The organism is Paenibacillus sp. p3-SID867, assembly GCF_025142895.1.
In the GTDB taxonomy this organism is placed as follows: domain Bacteria; phylum Bacillota; class Bacilli; order Paenibacillales; family Paenibacillaceae; genus Paenibacillus_AQ.
The window spans coordinates 167,421-190,883 of record NZ_JAMBDM010000010.1 but is presented as its reverse complement, the minus strand read 5'-3'; the positions used below and the strand labels follow the sequence as shown (position 1 = coordinate 190,883).

At 52.6% G+C, this 23,463-nt stretch carries 23 protein-coding genes and 1 riboswitch; of the genes, 16 read left to right on the top strand and 7 right to left on the bottom strand.

Translation table 11 applies throughout. From position 1 onward, the window contains the following. The first annotated feature begins 12 nt into the window (after positions 1-12). Positions 13-786 carry an SDR family NAD(P)-dependent oxidoreductase gene (locus M4D81_RS21270; protein WP_260067991.1) on the top strand — a complete coding sequence of 258 codons (774 nt, stop codon included), beginning with the start codon at positions 13-15 and terminating at the stop codon, positions 784-786. Between the two features lie 11 nt (positions 787-797). Here the strand turns inward: M4D81_RS21270 and M4D81_RS21265 are convergent, their stop codons facing one another. After that, positions 798-1,631, bottom strand: coding sequence for a nucleotidyltransferase domain-containing protein (locus M4D81_RS21265; RefSeq protein WP_260067990.1), 834 nt, complete (start codon positions 1,629-1,631; stop codon positions 798-800). A 43-nt stretch (positions 1,632-1,674) separates the two neighbouring features. Next, positions 1,675-2,616, bottom strand: coding sequence for a helix-turn-helix transcriptional regulator (locus tag M4D81_RS21260; RefSeq protein ID WP_260067989.1), 942 nt, complete (start codon positions 2,614-2,616; stop codon positions 1,675-1,677). Between the two features lie 147 nt (positions 2,617-2,763). On the opposite strand from M4D81_RS21260, the gene M4D81_RS21255 reads away from it, so the two are divergent. Further along, positions 2,764-3,516 carry an alpha/beta fold hydrolase gene (locus M4D81_RS21255; RefSeq protein WP_260067988.1) on the top strand — a complete coding sequence of 251 codons (753 nt, stop codon included), beginning with the start codon at positions 2,764-2,766 and terminating at the stop codon, positions 3,514-3,516. Here M4D81_RS21255 and M4D81_RS21250 read toward each other — a convergent pair. After that, positions 3,503-4,783, bottom strand: a complete 1,281-nt coding sequence (locus M4D81_RS21250) for an adenylosuccinate synthase (RefSeq protein ID WP_260067987.1) — start codon at positions 4,781-4,783, stop codon at positions 3,503-3,505. The two genes, M4D81_RS21255 and M4D81_RS21250, sit on opposite strands and share 14 nt — an antisense overlap. A gap of 209 nt (positions 4,784-4,992) precedes the next feature. Between M4D81_RS21250 and M4D81_RS21245 the strand changes: the two genes are divergently transcribed. From M4D81_RS21245 to M4D81_RS21230, 4 genes are all read left to right on the top strand, one after another. Then, positions 4,993-5,877 (top strand): LysR family transcriptional regulator, encoded by an 885-nt coding sequence (locus tag M4D81_RS21245; RefSeq protein WP_260067986.1) that lies wholly within the window; start codon positions 4,993-4,995, stop codon positions 5,875-5,877. A gap of 257 nt (positions 5,878-6,134) precedes the next feature. After that, the gene (locus M4D81_RS21240) at positions 6,135-7,481 is read left to right on the top strand and encodes a DEAD/DEAH box helicase (protein ID WP_260067985.1); all 1,347 of its coding nucleotides are present in this window, start codon (positions 6,135-6,137) and stop codon (positions 7,479-7,481) included. A 119-nt stretch (positions 7,482-7,600) separates the two neighbouring features. Beyond that, positions 7,601-8,353, top strand: coding sequence for an ABC transporter ATP-binding protein (locus M4D81_RS21235; RefSeq protein WP_071222429.1), 753 nt, complete (start codon positions 7,601-7,603; stop codon positions 8,351-8,353). Beyond that, a complete protein-coding gene (locus tag M4D81_RS21230; RefSeq protein WP_260067984.1) occupies positions 8,350-9,570 on the top strand; it encodes an ABC transporter permease in 1,221 nt (406 codons plus the stop codon). Before M4D81_RS21235 ends, M4D81_RS21230 begins: the two co-directional genes overlap by 4 nt. A gap of 130 nt (positions 9,571-9,700) precedes the next feature. On the opposite strand, the gene M4D81_RS21225 is transcribed toward M4D81_RS21230, so the two are convergent. The 3 genes from M4D81_RS21225 to M4D81_RS21215 all read right to left on the bottom strand — a co-directional run bounded on the left by M4D81_RS21225 (position 9,701) and on the right by M4D81_RS21215 (position 12,028). After that, entirely contained in the window at positions 9,701-9,817 is a 117-nt protein-coding gene (locus M4D81_RS21225) for a sporulation protein YjcZ (RefSeq protein ID WP_083397722.1), read from the bottom strand. Positions 9,818-9,989: 172 nt separating this feature from the next. Then, positions 9,990-11,288, bottom strand: a complete 1,299-nt coding sequence (locus M4D81_RS21220; RefSeq protein WP_260067983.1) for an aminotransferase class I/II-fold pyridoxal phosphate-dependent enzyme — start codon at positions 11,286-11,288, stop codon at positions 9,990-9,992. A 125-nt stretch (positions 11,289-11,413) separates the two neighbouring features. Then, complete coding sequence (locus M4D81_RS21215) at positions 11,414-12,028, bottom strand: pyridoxamine 5'-phosphate oxidase family protein (RefSeq protein ID WP_260067982.1); 615 nt, start codon at positions 12,026-12,028, stop codon at positions 11,414-11,416. A 125-nt stretch (positions 12,029-12,153) separates the two neighbouring features. On the opposite strand from M4D81_RS21215, the gene pdxR reads away from it, so the two are divergent. The 3 genes from pdxR (at position 12,154) to M4D81_RS21200 (ending at position 16,121) form a co-directional block, all read left to right on the top strand. Continuing rightward, positions 12,154-13,620: a MocR-like pyridoxine biosynthesis transcription factor PdxR gene (gene pdxR / locus M4D81_RS21210; RefSeq protein ID WP_260067981.1), complete on the top strand. Its 1,467-nt coding sequence runs from the start codon at positions 12,154-12,156 to the stop codon at positions 13,618-13,620. Positions 13,621-13,679: 59 nt separating this feature from the next. Continuing rightward, the gene (locus M4D81_RS21205; RefSeq protein WP_260067980.1) at positions 13,680-14,465 is read left to right on the top strand and encodes a helix-turn-helix domain-containing protein; all 786 of its coding nucleotides are present in this window, start codon (positions 13,680-13,682) and stop codon (positions 14,463-14,465) included. Positions 14,466-15,266: 801 nt separating this feature from the next. Continuing rightward, a complete protein-coding gene (locus M4D81_RS21200) occupies positions 15,267-16,121 on the top strand; it encodes an SDR family oxidoreductase (RefSeq protein WP_260067979.1) in 855 nt (284 codons plus the stop codon). Between the two features lie 75 nt (positions 16,122-16,196). On the opposite strand, the gene asd is transcribed toward M4D81_RS21200, so the two are convergent. Beyond that, the gene (gene asd / locus M4D81_RS21195; protein WP_071222436.1) at positions 16,197-17,000 is read right to left on the bottom strand and encodes an archaetidylserine decarboxylase; all 804 of its coding nucleotides are present in this window, start codon (positions 16,998-17,000) and stop codon (positions 16,197-16,199) included. Between the two features lie 164 nt (positions 17,001-17,164). Next, a riboswitch (TPP riboswitch) is annotated at positions 17,165-17,277 on the top strand. A 91-nt stretch (positions 17,278-17,368) separates the two neighbouring features. Here asd and M4D81_RS21190 point away from each other — a divergent pair. From M4D81_RS21190 to M4D81_RS21160, 7 genes are all read left to right on the top strand, one after another. Continuing rightward, positions 17,369-17,998: an ECF transporter S component gene (locus M4D81_RS21190; RefSeq protein ID WP_071222437.1), complete on the top strand. Its 630-nt coding sequence runs from the start codon at positions 17,369-17,371 to the stop codon at positions 17,996-17,998. Further along, positions 17,991-19,673, top strand: a complete 1,683-nt coding sequence (locus M4D81_RS21185; RefSeq protein WP_260067978.1) for an ABC transporter ATP-binding protein — start codon at positions 17,991-17,993, stop codon at positions 19,671-19,673. Before M4D81_RS21190 ends, M4D81_RS21185 begins: the two co-directional genes overlap by 8 nt. Then, entirely contained in the window at positions 19,670-20,476 is an 807-nt protein-coding gene (locus M4D81_RS21180) for an energy-coupling factor transporter transmembrane component T family protein (protein ID WP_071222438.1), read from the top strand. The genes M4D81_RS21185 and M4D81_RS21180 overlap by 4 nt, the downstream gene beginning before the upstream one ends. Positions 20,477-20,784: 308 nt before the next feature. Continuing rightward, entirely contained in the window at positions 20,785-21,354 is a 570-nt protein-coding gene (locus M4D81_RS21175; RefSeq protein ID WP_071222439.1) for a TetR/AcrR family transcriptional regulator, read from the top strand. 4 nt (positions 21,355-21,358) lie between these two features. Beyond that, positions 21,359-21,718: a DMT family transporter gene (locus M4D81_RS21170; RefSeq protein WP_071222440.1), complete on the top strand. Its 360-nt coding sequence runs from the start codon at positions 21,359-21,361 to the stop codon at positions 21,716-21,718. 138 nt (positions 21,719-21,856) lie between these two features. Next, complete coding sequence (locus M4D81_RS21165) at positions 21,857-22,453, top strand: LysE family translocator (RefSeq protein ID WP_071222441.1); 597 nt, start codon at positions 21,857-21,859, stop codon at positions 22,451-22,453. 6 nt (positions 22,454-22,459) lie between these two features. Beyond that, entirely contained in the window at positions 22,460-23,239 is a 780-nt protein-coding gene (locus M4D81_RS21160) for an AraC family transcriptional regulator (RefSeq protein ID WP_071222442.1), read from the top strand. Positions 23,240-23,463 lie beyond the last annotated feature (224 nt).

Below are 23,463 nucleotides of genomic sequence, written 5' to 3'. Positions count from 1 at the left end.
GATAATGAAATCATGTTAAAAAATAAAGTTGTCGTCGTAACGGGAGCATCCAGCGGAATCGGCGCTTTGATTGCGGAGAAGCTTTCTGCGGAAGGAGCATATGTGGTGCTGTGCGCCCGTTCGGTAGCACGTCTGCAGGAGGTGGGTGCGCGAATGCCGGGCCCCCATGAGCTTGCAACCATGGATGTTCAGAGCCCCGAGCAGGTGCAATCTGTCATGGAGGGCCTTCTTCGTCGCCATGGCAGAATCGACGTGCTGATTAACAATGCCGGCTACGGCAAGTTCGAAGCTGTTATGGACATGCGCCAAGAAGAGTTTCAGGACATGATGGACGTCAATTATATGGGCATCGTGCGCTGTACGCAAGCGGTGCTGCCGGGGATGCTGGAGCGGGGTGACGGCCATATCGTAAACATTGCATCCATGGCCGGAAAAATCGGAACAGCCAAATCCACCGCCTATTCGGCCACGAAGCATGCCGTGCTCGGGTTCAGTAATTCACTCCGGCAGGAGCTGAGGAACACGGGCATAACCGTGTCTACTGTAAACCCCGGCCCCATCGATACCCCCTTTTTTTCCTTGGCCGATCCGACAGGCGGTTATGTCCAAAATGTGAGCTGGTTTATGATGAAGGCCGAATATGTTGCGGATCAGGTCGTGAAACTGGTGAGAAAGCGCAAGGAAGAACTCAATCTTCCGAGGCTGGCCTCACTGGGCATAAGGCTGTACCAACTGTTTCCGAGGTTTGCAGACCGCGTGTCTTACAAATGGATGAATAAGAAATAACGGCTGCGGCGCTACAACGCTTCCGTTTCGGCAACAAGCTCCTGAAGCAGCGCAGTGGCTTGTTTTGTTTTTTCTGCATCTGATGAGAGCAATGTGATTACTCGGTCCACGCGCTGCTTATAATTGGCTGGCTTGATGGGAAAGGTTTCGATCATGGCCACCGCACGCTTCTCATTGATGCAGTACAACTCATTTTTGGCAAACAGCACTTGATTCAAGCTCGAAATGCAGCGGAAGCAGTGGCCGGTTACATAGCTAATATCATCGCTGGCAGCTGTTTTATCCGCAAACATCAAGGAGAAGGATGCTTCGAAGGTAAAGAAGCCAACGATTGCATCCTTTAATGCTTTTGGATAAGGAGCCGTTTTGGCTTTCAGCGTCTGTATTCGGTTATCCGAATCCCACAGTATGCGGCAAATCGCGATTTCTCCCATATACATCACATTCAGATAAGCATGCGGATGCCCGGTTTGGTAATGCGCGGATACTGAGCCTGCGGAACAGTCGTCGATGATGCCGGACACACGGTGTACATCACGGAATAAGAAATCCACATGATAGCCCTCGATCATTAACCATCCGCCCCCATTAACCCAGGCACCCCATTCACCCAATGAAGTAATAATCCCCTCCCGATGCTCGTCATCTAATTTCTTCGCCACCTTAGCGATGCTCTCTACCTTGAATCCTTGTGATTCATCGTAATAAATGCCGATATCGATATCGGAATCCGGCTTGGCGGTTCCTTTGGCTCTGGATCCCCCGAGTACGATCCCTATAACGCCGGGCACCTCCCGAAGTTCTTCCGTTATCCGCTGGATCAAAGAATCAACTTCTGCACTCATGCAGTTCTCCTCCTTAAATGTTATATACGGAATTGATCTACCCTTATGTATACCTTTGCCTCATGGATTCAATTTTCTCGCGGGTCCATTGAACGGCTTCAGCTGGGGAGATGATGGTAGCTTCCTCTCCGAGACGCCACACATAGTCCGAATAGAAGAAGATGTCGGCCGCTGGTAATTCAAGCTGAATAATTCCGGTGCCATCCTTGTTCTTATGAATATGGGGGCCAAGGCGAGTATCCGTTTCGAGCAGCCAAACCCCTTTGGAAGTTAATTGTACCTCAAACGGCTTCATTTCCCCATCCCCGGTTTCCGGTATGTCACGCAGCGTTTGGCTGGCGATATCTTCACGGATCGTTATGGACTCATTGGGGCTGGCAGCAATGATCCGGTCGACTCTGAACTGTCTCATATCCTCTTGTGTAAAACAGTAAGCCGGACAATACCAGTAGCCCGAGCTTGCATACAAGCCGATAGGCTGAATATGCCGCTGGCTGCTTCCTGCGGATGAACGATAGGAGATGGTGACTGCTTGCCGAACCATGATGGCTTCCATTAGCGTTTGTAAAATCTCGCTGGACATCGCACGGAATGGACTGTGAATCATAACGCGATCCTTAAGACGGTCAATCTGCTCCTTGGTATCTGCCGGCAAATAATGATAGAACTTGTGGAGGGCCGTGGCGGCTCCGTCACCGAACGGGAGCGTGCTGAAATAGCTTAAGGATTGGCACGCAAAAAAGATGGCGGTCGCCTCGCTTTCCGTGAAACTGATCGGCGGCAGCATCCGCTCCTGCAGCAATCTGTATCCGCCCCCTCGGCCTTGCACGGAGTAGATGGGAACGCCGAGCCCGCTCAGCTCATCCAAATCTCTTGAGAGGGTCCTGACGGAGAGCCCGAATTCATCGGCCAGCTCTTTTACCGTAAACGATTTTTTTGCATTGATCATCATCATTAATTGAATCAGGCGCTGGGATTTCTGCATAGGAATACCTCCGTCTCATATCATTTATTTTATCTTATTCTTTAAATAAGACAATATTTGTCTTATTTAAAAGATATGATGTTCTCAAGAAGCAAGGGTTCACGCTGAATCCTTGGAGCAGGGTCCATTAAGGGAGGAGAATATAGAATGAAACAAGACATGACTAAAGAAGAGCTGGGATTTGTTTTTATACACGGAGCAGGATTGAACGGAGGAGTATGGGATTACGTTGTGGAAGGGCTGGGTCATCCGTGTTTGAAAGTGGAATACCCATTGCGGGATCGGAACGTGGTTTCGGGACATCATTTGGGGCTGGAGGATTACGTAAACCATATGGCGGAGCAGGTGAGAACGTGGGAGACGAACAAGTTTGTCATTGTGGCGCATTCCCTGGGCGGGGTATTGGCTATGGAGCTGGCCTCCCGGTTCACAGGCCGTGTTGCCGGTTTTGTAGCCATCGGTGCGGCGATTCCTAAGCGCAGAGGTTCATTTGTTTCGGTGCTTCCGTTTCCTCAGAGGGCCATCATGCCGATCATCCTGAAAGCGGCTGGCACGAAGCCGCCTGAATTCGCAATCCGTAATGGTCTGTGCAGTGATCTGCCGGAGGAGCTGGCCTCCCGAATCGTATCGGAGTTTGTTCCAGAATCCCGCAGAGTCTATACGGATCGCGTTCAAGCGTCTATTCCCGATGTGCCAAAGCTTTATGTGAAGCTTACCCAAGACAAAGAGTTCGGATTATCCATCCAGGAAAGCATGATAGCAAATCTGTCTGCAGATAGGGTGGAAAGCCTCAGCACCGGCCATTTGCCAATGCTGAGCGATCCCCGTGGAGTCCAGCGGATACTGGATGGCTTCGCAAATCAAGTGAACGAAGGCCGTCACCCTGTCATCTTATCATAATCTGATCCCGTCTCGGGCCAACGGATATCGTCTTGATAGGAACGCCAATGGACGATTCAATGAACTGCACGTATTGCTGTGCGGCTTCCGGGAGCTCGTCAAAGGATCGGATATGCGACAGGTCGCATTTCCAGCCCTTCAGTGTTCTCAGAACAGGCTTTGCAGACTGGAGATCGGCCGTTACCGGAAAATGGTCAATGATGCTTCCGTCCTCTAATTCGTAGCCAACGCATACGGGGAGGTCATCCAGGTACCCCAGGACGTCAAGGTTAGTGAGAACGGCTTCGGTAGCTCCCTGCACCATGCAGCCGTAACGGGTGGCTACCGTATCAAACCATCCCATTCGTCTTGGCCGACCAGTCGTTGCCCCGTATTCGCCTGCATCGCCGCCACGGCGGCGGAGCTCATCCGCTTCATCCCCATGCAGTTCGGTCACGAACGGGCCGGCGCCGACACAGCTTGAATAAGCCTTAACCACAGCAATGACTTGGCTGATGGCGTACGGCGGCAGTCCAGCTCCGACCGGTGCATAGCCTGCCAGCGTGGAGGAGGAGGTGGAGAACGGGTAAATCCCGTGATCCGGGTCCCGCAGTGCCCCTAATTGGCCTTCCACGAGGATAGGGTCGCCTTTCATATAGGCTTGCTGCAGCATCGTGGTGGTATCCTTGATATATGAAGACAGGAACTGGAAGGACTCCAGCAGTTGCTTGGTCATCTCCTCAACGCTTAGCGGATCTCTCCCGTACAGATGCTGCAGCTGCACGTTCTTGATGGCAAGCATCTGCTCGAGCCGTTCACGAAGCCGCTGGGGATGGAACAGATCAGCTACCTGAATGCCCAGCTTTGCATATTTATCAGCATAGAATGGCGCGATCCCGCGTTTCGTAGAACCGAATCCCCGGGCACCGAGCCGTTCTTCTTCCAGTTCATCCAGCAGCCGATGAATAGGAAGCACGACTTGGGCCCGCTCCGATATAAACAGTTTGGGGGCGGGGACGTTCCTTGCTTCCAGCTCCTGCAGCTCCTTGATCAATACCTCCATATCCAAAGCCGTTCCCGGACCGATGATATTTGTTACGTTTGGATAGAATACACCTGACGGCAGCATGTGCAGCGAAAACTTCCCATAATCGTTAATAATGGTATGTCCTGCATTGCTCCCTCCCTGAAATCGGACGACATACGACGATTGCGCCGCAAGAACATCCGTCATTTTTCCTTTGCCTTCATCTCCCCAATTGGCTCCTACTATGGCTGTAACTGTCAAAGCATATTCGCCTCCTACGGTCTTTTTCTTTACAGGGCTCATTATATGAGCTGAATTATCATAAATAAAATTGATATTAGTAATAGTAGACATTAGTTTCATTTATGTTATACGATTCTGTAGAGAAGAATACGGATAACGGGTGAATTCTAAGCTGATCTTTCGATAAGGGTACCCGTTTATCATAGGATAAAATCGAGGTAATCATAATGGAAATCAATATGGAATGGTATCGTGTCTTTTATTGGACCGCCCGGCTTGGCAGTTTATCGCGGGCAGCGGAGCATCTCCATATCACCCAGCCGGCCGTCAGCCATACCATTAAGCATTTGGAGGGAACGATCGGAGGACCGCTGTTCTTTCGGACAACCAAGGGGGTTAAACTCACGTCGGAGGGTGATGTGCTGTTTCGCTATATCGAGCAGGCCTTCAGCTTTATCGAGATCGGCGAAAAGGCGATTGCGGACATGCATAACTTGCATAGCGGCGAAATCAATATTGGAGCAAGCGATACGCTGTGCAAGTATTATTTGCTGCCGCATTTGGAGTATTTCCACGCCACTTATCCGGATATACGCATCCGCATCTCCAACCGCACAACCCCGGAAACGCTGTCCCTTCTCAAGGAAGGGAAGATTGATTTTGGCATCGTTCATTTACCGGCCACCGATAAACAAATCGATTTTCGCGCGAGTTCGCCGATCCATGATTGTTTAGTTGCCGGCAAGTCATTTGTGGAGCGGGCACAGTTACAGCACCCCTTGTCCCTTCGCGATATCGGGAACTACCCGCTGCTTATGCTGGAGAGGGGCGGGAGCACAAGAAACTACGTCGATCAATATGCCGAGCGGCAGGGAGTGACGCTGAAACCCGAGTTCGAGCTTGGCAGCATTGAGCTGCTGGTTCAGTTTGCCCGGAGCGGCTTTGGACTGGCTTTTGTCATTCGCGACTATGCTAACGAGGAACTGCAAGGAGGACAGCTGATCGAGGTGCCGCTCCATCCTCCGATTCCCGAGCGCAGCATAGGAATTGCAACGCTTCGAGGTATTCCGTTATCTGCTGCCGCCAAGTCATTTCTTTCTCTTTTGCCTTAGCCAGGTCGGTAATCGAGCCATTCGAATGCTATATTTGAAAGTGCTGTTCACTGCCGTTTAGGATGTTTGATTTGGTGAGGACTCCTGTTTTGGCATATAATGAAAAAGAGTGATCAAAACTTGGTAGGAAACACGCCTGCTACCACCGTATGAAGTAAACAAACCACATGTATCGGAAGATTTTTTCTAGCGATATCAGGCAGACGCGCTTTGGAATTATAGACTTCTGATATCTAAAAAAAAGGATGGACTAACATATGACTGCAACTACATTTCATACATTAGGAATAGCCGAGGATTTGTCCTCCAGATTAACGGAGTTTGGCATTGTCACGCCTTCTCCCGTTCAGGCTGAGGCTATACCACCCATACTCGAAGGCAAGGACGTGCTTGCGACTTCCCAGACAGGCACAGGCAAGACGCTTGCCTATTTGCTGCCTGTTCTTCAGGGCATCGATCCGGAGATCAAGGGAACACAGAAATTGATTCTTGCTCCGACACAAGAGCTTGCCGTACAGATTGTGAGAGAGAGCGAGCGTTACGGGGAAGCCCGCGGAATCGGTGTGCTCGGTCTCATCGGGGGCGCCGCGGCCAAGCGTCAGATTGAGAAGCTGAAGCTGCATCCGCAGCTGATCGTAGGGACGCCGGGACGCGTGCGGGAGTTGATCGAAATCCGGAAATTGAAGATGCACCAAGTAAGCACGATCGTAGTGGACGAGGTGGATCAGGTATTTAATCTGGGCGGCGCCGGCGATGTGGATCGCATTCTGCGCAGTGCATTACGCGATCGTCAATTGGTATTCTTATCCGCCACGGTGAGTCCGGAGACGGCAGAGCTCGTTAAGAAGGAGATGGATCAGCCGGTCGAAATCGGGATTGATCCCGAGCAGCGGACACCGTCCGCGCTGGAGCATTATTATTTTGTGACCGAAGAGCGTGACAAGTTGGACATGCTGCGCCGCATAGTCCGGCATTACAATCCCGACCGTGCGATTGTCTTCGTCAATGCCACGGAGAATTTGGCAGAGGTTGAAGCGAAGCTGAACTACCTCGGCTTAAATGCGGCTGCCATCTATGGTGATGCCGACAAGATGACTAGAAGCCGGGTTTTGAATGCGTTTAGAGAAGGGCGTACCAAGCTCTTGGTGGCTAGCGATGTCGCTGCCCGCGGACTTGATATCGAAGGACTCGGCATGGTCATCAATTACGATCCGCCTATAGACGCCGAGCATTATACACACCGCGCAGGACGTACTGGACGCATGGGACGGAGCGGCATGGCGATAACGCTCGTAACGGACCGTCAGACGTTCATCATGCGCAAGTTCAATCGCGAGCTGGGCATATCGATTGAAGAACGCGCTCTGTATGGCGGGAAGGTTAGATCTCCTCGTGCTACACCGGCCGATCGAGGGCATGGTCCACGTGGGTCAGCCGGAGGTCCTGCCCGAAAAGAGAAACCAGCCCGAAAGCCTGCTTCGACCAGCGCCAATGGTAAGGCGGGAAGCGGTAAGGCTTCGGGTGAGCGTCAGAGTGAAAGGGAGCGGGACCGCAAGAACAAGGGCGCTCCGAAATGGCTGAAGAATAAGCCTCCACGGAGCTAATGGCTGCAGGCTCCATCCATGCGGAGCTTGCAACCGGTATGTTGTTTTTCGGGTCCGATTCAACGGATGTGGTCGACATCCATAGGGACCGGACTTTTCAGAATAAGAGGTGATCGATAATGAGTGAACAGCCGGTATTGTCTGTTCAAGGATTAAGCGGCGGATATAGCATGAATCGACCGGTTCTGCATGATGTAACCTTTCAGGTTGAACCGGGTGAGATGGTAGGTTTGATCGGCCTGAACGGGGCGGGCAAGAGCACCACGATGAAGCATATTCTCGGACTGATGAACCCGCAAAAAGGGAGCATTCAGGTGCAAGGGAAGAGCCGGGCAGAGCATTCCGAAGCTTATCACGGCGCTTTGGCGTTTGTTCCCGAATCCCCGCTGCTGTATGAGGAGATGACGGTACGCGAGCATCTGGAATTTACGGCGCGCTCCTATGGCGTATCCCGTGAAGATTATGAGTCGCGTTCGGAGCAGCTGTCCAAGATGTTCCGCATGGAAGAGAAGATGGACAGCCTGTCCACGCATTTATCCAAGGGTATGCGCCAAAAAGTGATGATCATGTGCGCGTTTGTCGCCAGACCGTCGCTGTACATTATTGACGAGCCCTTCCTTGGGCTTGATCCGCTCGGGATACGTTCACTGCTTGACTTCATGCTGGAGCTGAAGGCGTCCGGCGCTTCGGTATTGCTCAGCTCCCATATTCTCTCCACGATTGAGAATTATTGCGACCGGTTCATCGTGCTGCACCGCGGCAGCATCATTGCTCAGGGAACGCTGAAGGAAATTCAGGACCAAGCCGGAAGGCCGGGGATGTCGCTGGAGGAGCTGTTTAATGTGTTGATTCAGGACGGTAAAGGCGAATGAGCCTGCGTGAGCTGTATGTCAAACGACGCGGGCAGTTTTGGGGTGAAGTTCTCCCCTATCTGGGTTATGTCATACAGAGCGGGGTAGCCGTCGTATTTCTGTTTCTGCTGATTGCATTCGCTGCCTGGTATACTGCACTACTGCAGCAGATTCCGCCAGATCTGCCGATTCGCTGGATCATGATGATTTTCCTTGTGCCCCTTATGATCAACAGCAGCATCCGTACCTATCTGCGTCCGGCGGATACGGTGTTTCTCATTCCGCAGGAATCCCGGATGAAGAAATACTTCAGTACAGCATGGTTCAGCGGCGTCATTTATAAAATCATCGGTTTGGGACTGGTGATGTTAATCCTATGGCCTCTATACATACGCAGCGATGTTTCACCAAAACCGCTGCTGGCTACGTTTGTTGTTTTGACGCTGTTTAAACTGCTCTCCAGCTTCGGCAGCTGGAAGGAGCAGCTTATGGTGTCAAGGAACGCGGCAGCAGCCTACCGGGCACTCCGCTGGATCATTCCGGCGCTGAGCTTAGCCGCCTGGTTATGGCATCCAACGGGCCGCGCCCTCTTGTTCATGGCGCTGCTCGGCCTCACGTATATTGCCGCCTTGTCGGTACCCGGCAAGCACCTGGTCGCTTGGGAACGATTCATCGCCGTTGAGGAGCGACAGGCGAGCCGGGTGATGATGGTGTTGAGCTGGTTCGTGAATGTGCCTCAGCGCGGGCAGCGTGTCCATGCGCGGAAATGGCTGTCCGGATGGGGCAAGGGCTTGGCGTGGAAGAAGGAAAGCGCCTATCGCTTTCTTCTGATTAAGAGCCTGACGCGCAGTGATATTCTGGGCATACTGATTCGGGTCGGACTGTTGGGAGCCTTTCTGGTGTGGGCAACCCGGGAGAGTCTGGTATCGGCGTTTGTGTATCTGGTCAGCCTGATGATTATCGGACTCCAACTGTCTGCACTGCGAAAGCTTCACCCGGAATCGTTCTGGCTGCATGTCTACCCGCTTCCGGAAGGTACGCGCCGCGACAATGAAGGGAAACTGATCTTCCAGGTGCAGCTGTTCTGGGCTGTCCTCCTGTGGCTCCCACTCATTCCGGACATCCTGAGTGCCCCCAGACGTATATTGGGTACGCTGGCTGCAGGGATCGTGCTTGTATTTCTGTTCCGAAGCGCTGCTGCCCGGAAGAGCCGACGTGAAGATGATGACGACGAATAAACGGGAAGAGGCCGGGACGTTAACGTCCCGGCCTTCTATTGTAATTATAGTATGGGTTATTCCGGTTGCAGAAATCGCAGTGCGTGGTGTGGCGACCTGCGATTTCTGTTAGGCTGTTATCTAGTTGTCATTACACCCAGAAAGAACGAGTGATGATAACGAGCAGGATAAAGAGAACCAGGATTGCTCCAACTCCGTATCCACCGCCGTATCCGCCGCCGTATCTTACTTCTTCAACTGCACCCATGTTCATTCCCCTTTCAGTTCGTTGATTTGTAGTACACGGTATTGTATGTAGCTAATGGTCTATGTGTATGGGCGAGCGTTTATTTGTGGCAGAAGAAAAAATGAAGACCGGGGATGACTCTCCCCGGTCTTTGTTATGTTTGAACGGTTATGTTGTTGGATGCAGCGGATCATTAAACCTTCTGCAGGTCTTGAATCCCTTTAAAGACCAGGTCGAACAGATCCTCCAAATACTCCTCGTCAATACAAGAGAAGGCGATCCGGAGATCATGCTCGCCAAGGGCGATGGTTCCCACGCCATACTCATGGATGAGATGGGAACGGAGCTCCTCGGCATTTACCGTGTTCAGCTTCAGGCACATGAAGTAGCCGGAGTTGAACGGATAGTATTCCCATACATCGCCGTATTTGCCGCTGTCGAGAATGGACTTCACTTTGTTGGCGCGGCCTTTCATGATGGCAAACTTCTCTTCCTTCTGTTCATGGAATTCCGGCGCCTTCAGCGCCTCCAGCACAAAGGTTTGCGAAGGGTGGGAGGCGCTGGATATCGTAGCGCGAATAATGCCGAGCGTCTTCTGCTCCAATGCGTCCAGCACGCCTTTATCTTCTGCCGCATACGTGATAAAGCCAACACGGAATCCCCATACGAATTCTTCCTTGGTCGCTCCGTCAACCTTCACAGGAAGCACGCGAGGGTGAAGGCCTGCCAGACGTCCGAAGAGTGATTCCTTCAGCGAATCTTCAAAGAACAATCCGAAATACGCATCATCCGTAACAACCACAATATTCATGCCGGCTTCGGCCGCTTCCTGGATTGCGGACACGATGGCGGCCCCTTCCTGAGCGCCAGGCGTATAACCCGTCGGGTTGTTCGGGAAGTTCAGCAGAACGACCGCTTTGCCTTTATCCTTCTGGCTCAGCAGAGCCTGACGAAGTCCTTCGGCGTTAAATTTCATATCGTCTGTGAAGAGAGGATAGGTTACATGAATGCCATGGCGGCGAATGCCGAATGTCAGCTCGTAATTCTCCCAATTCTTATCGGGATAAATAACGGCGTCCCCTTCATCCACGAACAAATCGGCTACGATGCTAAGACCATGCGTCAGCGCATTCGTGACGATCGGATTGCTGAAGCTCTTGCCTTCAAGCGAAGGGTTCTCCTGAATCATCTTGTTTCGCCATACGGAGCGCAGCTCCGGCTTGCCTGCCGGAGGGGCATACGGGTACAGATCCTTCGGCTGGTAAGCCGAAAGTTTGTCCTGGATGACGCCCAGATGCATCGGGACTCCGCCTTCGGTTGCAATACCGATCGTAGCGTTATATTTTTTCGCATGGCTCGTCGCTTCCGCAGATTGGCTCAGTATGCCTTCTTTCGGGAAGTAGATTTCTTTGCCGAGTGTGGAGAGCATGTCGTACACATGCGGATTGCCGGCTTGCATTTTTCCATTCAATTGACCAACCAATGGGTTCATGAACTGATTCCTTCCTTCCGAATACTTTTGGTTAAGGTAAGTGCAGGTGACAAGTTGCCTTTACGTTTTCATTGCCTAACATTATACCACCTACCCCAGGAACCGTCACGGATAATTGTAATGCTTTAACGCGGTCCAGGGTGATACTTGCAGATCAGTCCGGCGGTTTCTTCATCCCGCTCCTTGCCGCGGCATTCAAGCCCTTCGACTACGGTCTGGAGCCGATCCGCCTTCAGGTTCTGGCCGAACTTGAATTTAGCGCTCATTCGCTGCGGAGCGAGCTTGATGACGGCTACCCCTTTCAGTCTGGGGATATAAGCCCGGTCATTCGCGTCGATGGCGCGGTATCCGCCTTCAGGCTGCAGTTTAGTCATTAGGGCCTCCATCGCAAGGGCTTTTTCCTCCAGATCATCCACGATTACCACTTCGCCGACAGCCGTTACGCTTTTAAAGTAGGCCGTGGCCGGGCAGGCCATCTCCGGATCGGAGAAATAAGAAGGGATTAGGGCATACTCATCGGCGATGGTAAAGCACACGGCGGGCGTCCGGCGCAAATGGTCCATTTTTTCCCCCATCCGGCTGCCATGAAAATAGAACGCGCCGTTAACATAGGCGTAGTTCAATGGCGTTACACGCGGAATTCCCTCTTCATCGGCTGTTCCAAGGAAACCAAAGCTCATGCCGCTAAGGAAGTCCTCGATTTCTTGTTGATCCTCCATCGTAAATTCGTCTCTTCTCATGGTTAAACGCTCCCCCTATCATTTTGATTAACAGCATACGATGAACATTGACAAGGAAAAAGCGCCAATTTAGAGTAATTTATATAGTCCAATTTTATTGAAATAACAATAGAGGAGTCGTCATTATGGAGCTGGGATTGCCATTTGAGACCTATGTGGAACAATATCGATATAAATATTTGGCTTTGTACCACGCAATTCGCGCGGCCATTCATAGCGGCAAGCTGCCGGAAGGAACCCGACTTCCCGCGACACGGGAGCTTGCAAAGCTGTATGGCGTGTCCAGGGGATCGGCCGCGCAGTGTTATGACATGCTGATGGCCGAGGGTTACGTCGTATCCCGGCAGGGCAGCGGAACTTATGTTGCCGAAGGGATTGCTGCGATGGCAGACCAGCCGCCATCGGCCGAGCGGGCGCCAGTGCTCTCCGCTTGGGGACAACGCCTGATGAACCAGAGCGGGGAATATATCTCGGCACAGCAGCTGCTTGAGGAGCCTCCCCCGGGTACGATCTCTTTCGCGAATGCGAGGATGCCCATGGAGGATTTCCCCTATTCGGAGTGGCGGAGCGCGTTATCCTACGCAGGCGGAAGCGGGGGAACCGAACTGCAGAACGGCGCGCCGCCGGAAGGGGATCCCGAACTGCGTCAGGCGATAGCCGGACACCTGCGCTTTACGCGGGGCATACAGGCCGATCCCGAGCATATCGTGATCTTCAGCGGTTCCATGCAGGGGCTTGTCCTGATGTTTCAGCTGCTGGTTGATCCCGGCGATCACGTGGTGATGGAGGATCCGGGGTATCAGGGAATCCACCGGGGCATAAGCCTGAGCGGCGGGATTCCGCTGCCGTCCCCCGTCGACGATGCGGGATTGATACCGCGTGACTGGGACGCCGGCCTGCTTGTCGTAAGCCCCAGCCGTCAATACCCGACGGGCGCGGTCCTGCCGCTGGAGCGAAGAAGGGCGCTGCTGAATTGGGCACGAAGCCGACAGGCCTTTATTATCGAGGATGATTACGACAGCGAGTTCCGGTGGGGCGGCAAGCCGATTGAGCCCCTGCGGATGCTGGATAACGAGGGACGTGTCATCTTCGTCGGTTCGTTCTCCAAAACGATGTTCACCGGGCTCCGCATCGGGTATGCCGTGCTGCCCCCAAGCCTGGTTGAGGCGGTCGTGCAGGCCAAGGCTCTGTATGAGCCGATCTCACCATCCGTATTGGAGCAGCGCGCGCTGGCGCGCTTTATTGTACGGGGAGGATACGGTCGGCATCTTAGAAGAATGACCCGGCTGTACGGCGCACGATATGGGGCGCTTCGCCAGGCGATGGATACCCATGCCTCCGAACTGTTTCGTCTTCATCCCGGCGATGCCGGCCTGCATGTTTACGCGAATTGGCTGCGCTCCGCGGAAGATTATGCCCTGTTCCAGGAAGCTGCCCGCAAGCGCGGCGTCATGTTTCGGGATGCAGCGGCCTATCATCGTACGCCCGGACCGCCTGCCGCCTGCTTCGGCTTCTCGCATCTCGGCATATCCAGCATCGAAGAAGGGGTTGCCCGGATGGCGCAGGCATGGCGGGACATGCAAAAAACATAAAAAACGGGTATGATGGAAAAGAGGTCAATTTTTGAATGAGATGAGGGGGTTATGACGAGATGCTGAATGCATCGCCGTCTTCGTTTATAATCATGCCTGCGCTTGCCAAAATCGTGTGCGAGCCGGGCTGGAAATGGCAAAAACGCGAAAGGCCCATGCAGAACTACGATTTGTTCTATGTATGGAGCGGCGAAGGCACGGTCGAGCTTAATGACGAGCCCTTTGCCGTGGGAAAAGGAAGCTGCTTCCTGTTCCGTCCAGGAGATCATACGAGCGCGACGCACAATCCGCAGAAGCCGCTCGTATTGACATATATCCATTTTGACGTGACCGACCCGGTCCAAGAGATTCCGGCATCTTATCGCAAGCTGACGGAAACGATGGATTTCGAATATTTGCTTGCACGCTATGTGCGTTTGTATCTGGACAAGCCCTATGGATCATTGGAGGAGGGGCAGCTAATTCTGAAACAGCTGATGATTCATCTGCTGCGTGCAGATCTCGCGGAGCCGGTGGTCAAAAAAGCAAGCAATCAGCTGTCCGAGGCGATCCATGAAATCGCGAATTACGTACGCCAGCACCCGGGTGTTCCCCATCGGGTCGAGGATTTGGCGGCCAGAGCGGGATTGTCCCCCCGTTACTTCTCGATCAAGTTCAAGGAGCTGATCGGCACGCCGGTACAATCCTACATCATTCAGATGCGGATCGAGCGGGCGCAGCATCTGCTGCTGCATCAGGGGATGAACGTAACGGAGGTAGCCGACGCGCTGGGTTACCGGGATATATTCTTTTTCAGCCGGCAATTCAAGCAGTATACGGGCAAGAGCCCATCCGAGATTCGGTGATTCCCCGACCTTCCATAACTTACCTGGGTAGTCGAAGGGCAAAATGGGTTTCATAGCAAGCGATTTAGGGTAAAAACGACATACAGTTTCATTTTAAGATATCAGAAAGTATAAATTCGAAGCATGAGCCTTCCTGATATCGCAAGAAAAACTTCCGCTAAATGCGGTCTGTCTTCTATGCGAGTACGTCGATAGACGTTTTTCTTATGAAGGGGGGGAGAGAGGAATGAGCCCAAGAAGACGGGTGCGTGGACGTTTCTTCAGTCGCGGTGGCTGCGGTATTTTCAGAAATCGCTTGCGCCGCATGAAGACAACGACTCAGGATCATCAGAATGTGTGGTTTTAACGAGACTTAGGCCTACATACGGGGACGTGGAATCCCGTTATCATATACGCTTTTTTCTGTATGAACGCAAAAGGGAGCTAAATGGCTCCCTTTTTTTGATATGTTTTGGGGTCCCCGCAAAGTATTTGGAATAAGCATCGAAGCACAGGCTCCACTTTGTGGGGCATTTTGTATTGGGGTCCCCGCAAAGTATTTGGAATACGCATCGAAGCATAGGCTCCACTTTGCGGTTCTATTTAATGGATGCACATGGGAATAGGGAGTATGTCTGATTACGTTGTAAAAGGATGCATATACGGATAGGGACTCTGTTGGCATTGCGAAAATTTGTTATATTAGGAATATGTATAAAGCGCTAAACGCAGGGTTTTAATGGACCGGACAGGCAGTTCGGATAACGGAAGGGTGAAGGGTGTGAAGGGTAAAGTGGCAATGGCGGACCAAGCGGTGTTTCGGTGGTAACGGCGGGAGCAGGAAAGGTTGCGCTGATCACGGGCGCGTCGAGCGGGTTCGGACTGCTCATCAGCTTGGAGCTGGCAAAAGCGGGCTATGACGTGGCAGCGGGTCTGCGCAGGCCGGAGGCGGCTGCAGAGCTGTTGACCCGAGCCGAAAAAGCAGATGTTGTCGAACGCATTCACGTATTCCAGCTGGATATATGCTCAGAGGAACATGTCAAGGCTGCTGCTTGGGAGTTAGAGCAGAAGTTCGGCCGCTTGGACGTGCTGGTGAACAACGCCGGCGAAGCGGTAGGCGGCATGGTGGAGGAAGTACCGCTCAGCGGCTGGCGCAAGCAGTTGGAGACGAATTTTTTCGGGACCGTATCGGTAACGCAGCATATGCTCCCGCTGCTGCGCAAGACGGGACGATCCAAAATCATTCTCATGAGCAGCATTAGCGGCGTGGTCGGCTTTCCGGGTTATGGTCCCTATGCGGCATCCAAATTTGCGCTGGAGGGGTTCGGCGAGAGCCTGTCCATGGAGTTGATGCCCTTTGGCATCGATGTTGTGCTGATCCAGCCTGGTGCCTATGGCACGCCGATCTGGAATAAAAGTTTTGGGGAGCTTACGGTAAAGGAAGGATCACCCTACAGCGGTCTGCTGAAGGGCGTGCTGGACTATTCCGAGCGGACAGCCAGGGGAAGCGGAGATCCGCAGGAGGTAGCCAGGCTTGTGGCAAACATTGCGTCCATGTCCAAACCGAGGTTCCGCTATACGCTGCCCAGAGGTACGCGGCTGACCGCATGGATCAAGGGCGTACTGCCGGATCGGCTGTTTCAGCGGATCGTTTATCGGATGCTGGACCGGCGTTAATCATTCATGCAGCGAATGATTCATGGCCTTAACTTGTCATGCGATGCTTGGTGAAGCTTGGTAAGGTGAATGGAGTTACCCTTTTCTGGTCGGGGACGGGTGAAGCAAACCAAGCAGCTCTCCCATCTTCACCTTGGAGCCGGGTTCCAGGTCACCGCGCGGAGTAAACGTGCCGTTCTCTGTCAGAAGCACGACGGTAGAGCCGAATTCAAAGTACGCGAGTTCATCGCCGATCTCGTATTTCTTCACGTTCTCGTCGGCATAACGGATGCTGCTTACGTTCATGGCTCCGACCTTCACGACGGCAACTTCGCCGAACTCATGCGCAATATAGGTAATGAGGCGCTCATTACGGCTGAGCACATGCCGGATATGGGTCATCGCAAAATCGTTCACGGGGTAAACGCGTCCCTTTAAATGCTCGCTTTCCGCCTGAACACCGGTTACAGGGGAATGAATGCGATGATAGTCGGTTGGGCTTAAATACAATACAAATGCATAACCGTTGATGTAGTTTTCCATTCTCGGTGATTTGGCGAGCAGCTCGCTCAGGGTATAATCCTGTCCCTTGACGCTCAGAATGGTGCCGGCGTTGACGGCGCACATCGCCGATATCGTGGCATCGACGGGGCTTACCATGGCATCGGCGGTGTCGTCTATGGCGCGCAGGCCTATTTTTAACCGGCGGGAAAAGAATTCGTTCAGTGAGCGGTATTCGTGGATTTCTTTCTCCGCTTCATGCGCCGGAATTTGATAAATTCGTATGAATGCAGGTATTAGATGACGGCTCAGCCGGCTGTGGGAACAATGTCCCATGATTCGGGACAGCCACTTGCGGGAGGACAGCTCAGTCATCAGACGCAGCAATTGTTTAGCCATGTCATTCTCCTTTGTGCATAGGTGTCAGCAATAAACGTTGGTGGAAAAGCCAATCACTCTGATATTGACATAGAATGAGCTGGAAATCAATAAATAGCCATTTTTGAAAAAAGGTTCTTGCTAATTGGAGAACGAATGTGTATTTTAAGATTAACATGAAACCGAATAGGGAATACGGGGGCTTGAGTGAATCAGGCTGAGATTGCAGCTGTTATCCGCTGTTGACCGTTAATCTGAACTGGGTAATGCCAGCGTAGAGAATATCCGACCCTGCCTACATAGGGCCTATTTTTCCGTCTGCGCGTTTTTCCAGACGGTTTTTTGTTGTGCTTACACAAAAATAGAGGTGGAGAGGGGAATGTATGGTTATGGGAACATCTATGCAAGAGAAGTTGGGGGTTCAGCCCCGAAAAGGGCTGCGGTTAAGCGATATTTTGGTGACGGTGCTGGTATCGCTGGTGCTTGGCGTCATTTATCACTTCTGGGGTTCGGTTTACAATCTGTTAAAACCGCTGTTCTTTGAAGCGGATGAGTTGTTATACGGAATGTGGTTCGCTGCAGCCACGCTTGCATACTTGCTAATCCGTAAGCCGGGAGTGGCCATCATTGCGGAAGTGGCGGCTGCCCACGTGGAAGTGCTGTTTGGCAGCGGCTGGGGATTGACTCTGCTGCTGTATGGCCTCATTCAAGGACTTGGGGCAGAATTGGTATTCGCGGCGTTCCGTTATCGGAGCACCTCGGCGTGGACGCTGGCGATTGCCGGAGCAGGCGCAGCCATCGGATCGATGATCATGGACTTCTATTACAGTTATACCGATGACCTGCAGACGTGGATGTTCCTGGCCAAATACGGTATGCGGGTACTCAGCGGTGCCGTCATTGCAGGCCTGCTCATGCTCTTGCTGGCCAAAGCCTTGGACCGCACGGGCGTCACATCCCTGCTGCGTCCTGCGTCGAAGAAGGATTACGAAGCACTGGATGATCCGCGCCATGTCTAATGCCACGGTTAGCCTGGTTCCGGCTCAGTCCGCTGAGATGGTTCCGGAACCGGCGGTCTATGTGGAGGGATTGCGTCTGAAGTATCCGGGCGAGGAACGACTGATGTTCAAAGACCTCTCCTTCTCGGCTGTCCGCGGGGAGAAGGTGCTGCTGCTCGGTCCGAGCGGCTGCGGCAAATCCACGCTGCTGCAGGTGCTTAGCGGGATGATTCCCCGCGCAACGGAGGTGCCGATGAAATGCGAGTCGCAGCTGGTTCCGCGCTCTTGGGGGTATGTATTTCAAGATCCGGATACCCAGTTCTGCATGCCGTACGTGGATGAAGAGCTGGCTTTCGTACTGGAAAATCTAAGTGTTCCGCGCGATGAGATGAAGGAGAGGATGCAAGCGGCGCTCCGCGAGGTGGGGCTTGATCTTGAGGAGCTTCATATGCCGATCGGGCATCTGTCCCAAGGCATGAAGCAAAGGTTAGCGCTGGCTTCGGCTCTGCTGCTGGAGCCGGAGGTGCTGTTCCTAGACGAGCCATCTGCCTTGCTCGACCCGGAAGGAAGGGAGCAAATCTGGTCCGCGGTGAAGGCCGTATCGGATGGGCGGACACTGATCATCGTGGAGCACCGGATCGAAGAAATGGCCAGATACGTGGATCGTGTCGTGCTGTTCAGCCCGGATGGCGTGATTCTGGGCGAAGGTCCTCCAGCAGCGATATTCGCAGAATACGAGCGGGAACTCCAAGCTTATGGAATCTGGTATCCCGGCGTATGGGAAGATTATGCGCAGACCCGGGCGGGCAGAGAGCTGTTTGCTCCGGTCGATGCGCTTGGCGATGAGCAGGGTAATCGTAATCTCCTGCATGAGGCTGCTCCGCCGTATGCTCAACGTGGGGAGCCTGTCATTCACCTGGCGAATTTCAGGGGAATGAGATGGGATAAACCGGTCATTAGCCTCCCTTCGGCCGAGGTGTTTCCGGGACAATTCATTGCGGTGGTAGGTCCGAACGGAGCAGGCAAAAGCTCGCTGCTGCTCAGTTTGATGGGGCTGCTTCGCGCCGAAGGGACCTACATGCTCTGCCGGGAAGAGGTCATTCAGGGCAAGCGCAGGAAGGTGCGGAAGAAGAGAGAGCAGCAGCTGCGCCAAATCGGATTCGTGTTTCAGAATCCGGAGCTTCAATTCCTGACGGAGCGCATCGGCGATGAGGTGGTTTACTCGCTGCTGGTGGATCATGTGCCGCCGGAGGAAGCGAAGGCGCAGGCCGAGCGCTGTCTTGAACGTTTCGGATTGAATGGCTTGGAGGCCAGGCATCCGTACCAGCTGTCGACAGGCCAAAAGCGCCGCTTGAGCGTGGCTACGGCCATGGCAAGACAGCCGTCCGTCCTGCTTCTGGATGAGCCGACCTTCGGACAGGATGCGCGGAATACATTCGCGATTCTGGAGATGTGCGAGAAGCTGCGCCGTGCGGGAACCGCCATTCTCATGGTGACGCATGAAATGGAGGTCGCCCAGCGGGTCGCCACGCATATATGGGAAATCCGCGAGGGACAACTGACCTCGAGCATGCCTTCCCCGCGCTGGTGTACCGGGACGGAATCCGGACGGGAGGCGGGCGGAGTGAATGGCACTGATGAGACTCGCGAAAATCTAACCACGGCCGATCATCGCCTCACGGGGGTGAATGCATGAACATATGGAACCCCGTACGGATCACTTGGCTGCACCGGGCGAATCCGGTGGTGAAGCTGGGTCTGATCTGTGCGCTGTTTTTCATGACGGTGTTAACCCATGATCTTGATTTTGTTTTGTACCAGGCGTTGATCTTTATGGTCTGTCTCGTGGTGCTCAGCGGGGTGAAGCCGTGGAAAATGCTGTTGTTCTTCATTCCGTTTCTGCTTGCCTTCATATCGTCCGCCTCTTCCATGATGCTGTTCGGTAAGGGAGAAACGATCTGGTGGGAGTGGGGGTTGTTCCGGGTATCGGAAGAAAGCTTCTACCGAGGGCTGCATTTGGGCTTTAAGGGAATTGCCTTTGCCTCGGAGGGGCTGCTGCTCGTGACGACAACGTCCTCGGTGGATTTATTCTACAGCCTGATGCAGAAGTTGAGGCTTGCACCCAAGTATGCTTACAGCTTCATGGCTTCGATCCGGCTGCTGCCCATGGTGTGGGAGGAATATGTGATCCGCCGCCAAGCCTTGAAGGTACGAGGAGTCCGCCCGATCCGCGGAATTCGCGGCATGGTGAACCGCGCAGGACTGTATGTGGTGCCGCTGCTGGCACAGAGCATCCGCCGGGCCCATCGGGTGGCCGCCGCGATGGAGGCCAAGCAATTCGATGGCGATCAGGCGAAGTCCCGAACGTATTATTACCCGTCGCGTTATTCACGCTATGATCTTCTGGTTATAGGATTACTTGCAGTTGCGGCCGCTTTCGCTTATGCCGCAGCCGGATATTTTCCATGGTTCGGCATTGGCGACGTGCGGTTTGATTAAAGGATTGGTGAAATCGAAAAGAGTCTGCTTACGATACGTAAGCGGGCTCTTTTTGTTATGAGATTCAAACTTCAAATGCTAACCATCCTTCTATCGCAAGAAAAACATCTGTTATGAGCAGTCTGCCTTCTGAGAAAGTACGGTCTATGAACGTTTTTTATCATATGTATCCGGCGTTCCTAGTACGTTTAGCTATCTTCTGCCCCGCTATATTTAAAAAATCATGTCTGGATTTCATGCTGATCAAGGAGTTATAATACTAGTGGTACCGATACAGTATTTATGGTACCAGAAGGGGAGTTAGTCAGTTGCGCGAGCGAATATTGAATGAAACGATCCGCTTAATTCAGCGGCAAGGATTTACGTTTACGGTCAGTGATCTGGCCCGCGTCCTTGCCATTAGTAAACGGACGATCTATGAGCACTTCTCATCCAAGGAAGAGATTGTCGAACATATCATTGACGGGATGATCCGGCACATCCAGCAGCGCGAACGTGAAATTGCGGAGGATGAGGGGCTTACCGTTCTGGAGAAGATACACCAGATTCTAATCTGTCTGCCCCAGGAGATGGAGCAGATGGATTTGGGGATGCTGCCGGATCTGAAGCGCACGCATTATGCGCAATGGGAGAAGCTGGACACCTTTTTCCGAGAGGAATGGGGCATTGTCACCGAGCTGATGGAGCGAGGCATGGCCGAGGGAAGCATCAAACGAATTCATATGCCACTGTTCATCGATCTGTATCTCGGATCGCTCCATCAGATTTACGATTCGAGGGCGACGGTGAAGCATCAATTGCCGCTAGGGGAGCTGCTGCAGTCCGTTATGGACATCTTGCTGTTCGGGATTGCCGCAGAGAAACGGGAGGAGTCTTGAGATTATGCATTGGTTCTATTTAAGTTTGGCGATTCTGTTTGAAGTGGCGGGGACGCTGAACATGAAGCTGTCGGAGGGGTTCAGCAAACCGCTGCCCAGCGTGCTGCTGGTGGTATTCTATATTTGCAGCTTGAGCTTCCTGACGCTGAGCTTGAAGCAGATTGAAATATCCGTGGCTTACGCGATCTGGTCGGGACTTGGCATCATGATCATTACCGTCATCGGTTATATGTTCTTTGCGGAGCAGATTAACGGTCTGAAAATATTCTCGATCCTGCTGATCATCGCAGGGGTCGTTCTGCTGAATCTATCCGGCAGCGCGCATGCGCAGGAACAACCGAAGACGCACCAGTCCGGTCACTAAGGGCGATAGAAGAAACCGAAATCTGCGGTGAAGAGCCGTATTTGTGCGGCTCTAGTTCTGCTGCAATAATGTACTATGCCCTGCTTCGCCTCCAGCTCTATAATGACAAAGGAAATTCCTTTGTTAGGAGCTATCATCATGAACCTGTCTTCTTTTTTTATTTACTGTTTTATCGTGGCTTTCTCGCCGGGGCCATCCAACATCGTCATTTTGTCTTCGGTTCAGAATTCCGGCATGAAGAAGACCTTGCGCTACATTGCCGGAGCCTCCATCGCTTTTTTCTTATTAATCGCTGCTTCCGTGGTATTGGGCCAGCTTCTGTCAACAGGCATGCCAATCGTACTGCCAATCTTGCGGATCGTAGGCTGCTTGTTCATGCTGTATCTCACGTATCAGGTGTATACCATGGACGTATCCAAGTCCGGCACGAATCAAACGGCGTCCTTCACGTCCGGCTTTTTGATGCAGTTTCTCAATCCGAAGGTGGTATTGTTTACGCTGACGGTCATTCCAAGCTACGTCATGCCGTATTATACGGCAGGTCCTGTCATCTCGGCGTTTGTTGTCGCGGTATCGTTAATCGGGCTGTCCGCGTATATGACCTGGGCCGTGTGCGGTAGCCTTTTTCAAGGAATTATGCAAAAATATCGGAGAACGACCAACACGATCCTGGCTTTGTTTCTGCTGTACTCGGCAATCGTCGTATCCGGCATACCGGAGCTCATAAAGGGGTGATGGAAGATGGAGCAGTTTATCTATAAAAAAGCGTTGGGCATTACGGCGCTGTCCGCGAGCCTGACGGATTTCAAATATAAAAAGCATTATCACGAGGAGTATGCCCTCGGCGTCACGTTGCGCGGCATTCAGAAGTACTCGCTGGACGGCAGTCAGCAGGCTTCTTACCAAAGCGGGGTTATGCTGTTCCATCCGGAGCAGAATCATGATGGCTGGTCCCAGGAACGAACGGGCATCGATTATGTGATGATCTATATTCATCCGGAGCTATTTCTGGAATTGATTCAGAAAAAGGATATCGTCCGGTTCCAATCCCCGATTGTATATCATGCCGGGCTGCGGAAGAGCATTCTGGATGTGACGAGGTCGATCTTCACGGGTCAGCCGGAGGCTAGAAGCAGCGAGCTGCTGCTGGGTCTGGCAGGGCATTTTAACGAGAGTATTCTGAACCCGGATAGCCGGAAGGACAGCATATTTACGCGGAAGGCCAAAGAAATGATGCAGGATCATCTGGATCATGTTCTCCGTCTGGATGAATTAAGCGGGGAGTTCGGGATGTCGAAGTATCAATTCATTCGTTACTTTAAAGCAAATACGGGGCTGTCGCCTTATCAGTATTATCTGAACTGCAAAGTGGAGCGCGCCAAGCATCTGATCGAGGACAGCCGGGATGTATATCAGGCCGTTACCCAGTGCGGCTTCACGGATCTTGCCCACTTGAACCGGCATTTCAAGAATGTGTACGGCACGACGGCGTTTGATTATATGTCCCATCTGGATAAGTGAGGCGGCAGGTGCCGATCATTCGCGCGATTTTTCAAGCCAGGCTTGGCATTTGTGAATAAACTCGCGTTATAATGTGTATAGAATGTAAAAGGGACCGTGCGCGAACACGATCCCGGCGTACAACGTACCGCTATAAGAGCGGTCGGCTATAGGAAATCCGATCAGAAATAGACCGTGATCCTGACCAAGGGCGGTCTATTTCTTTTTAAAATTATAGAATTTAT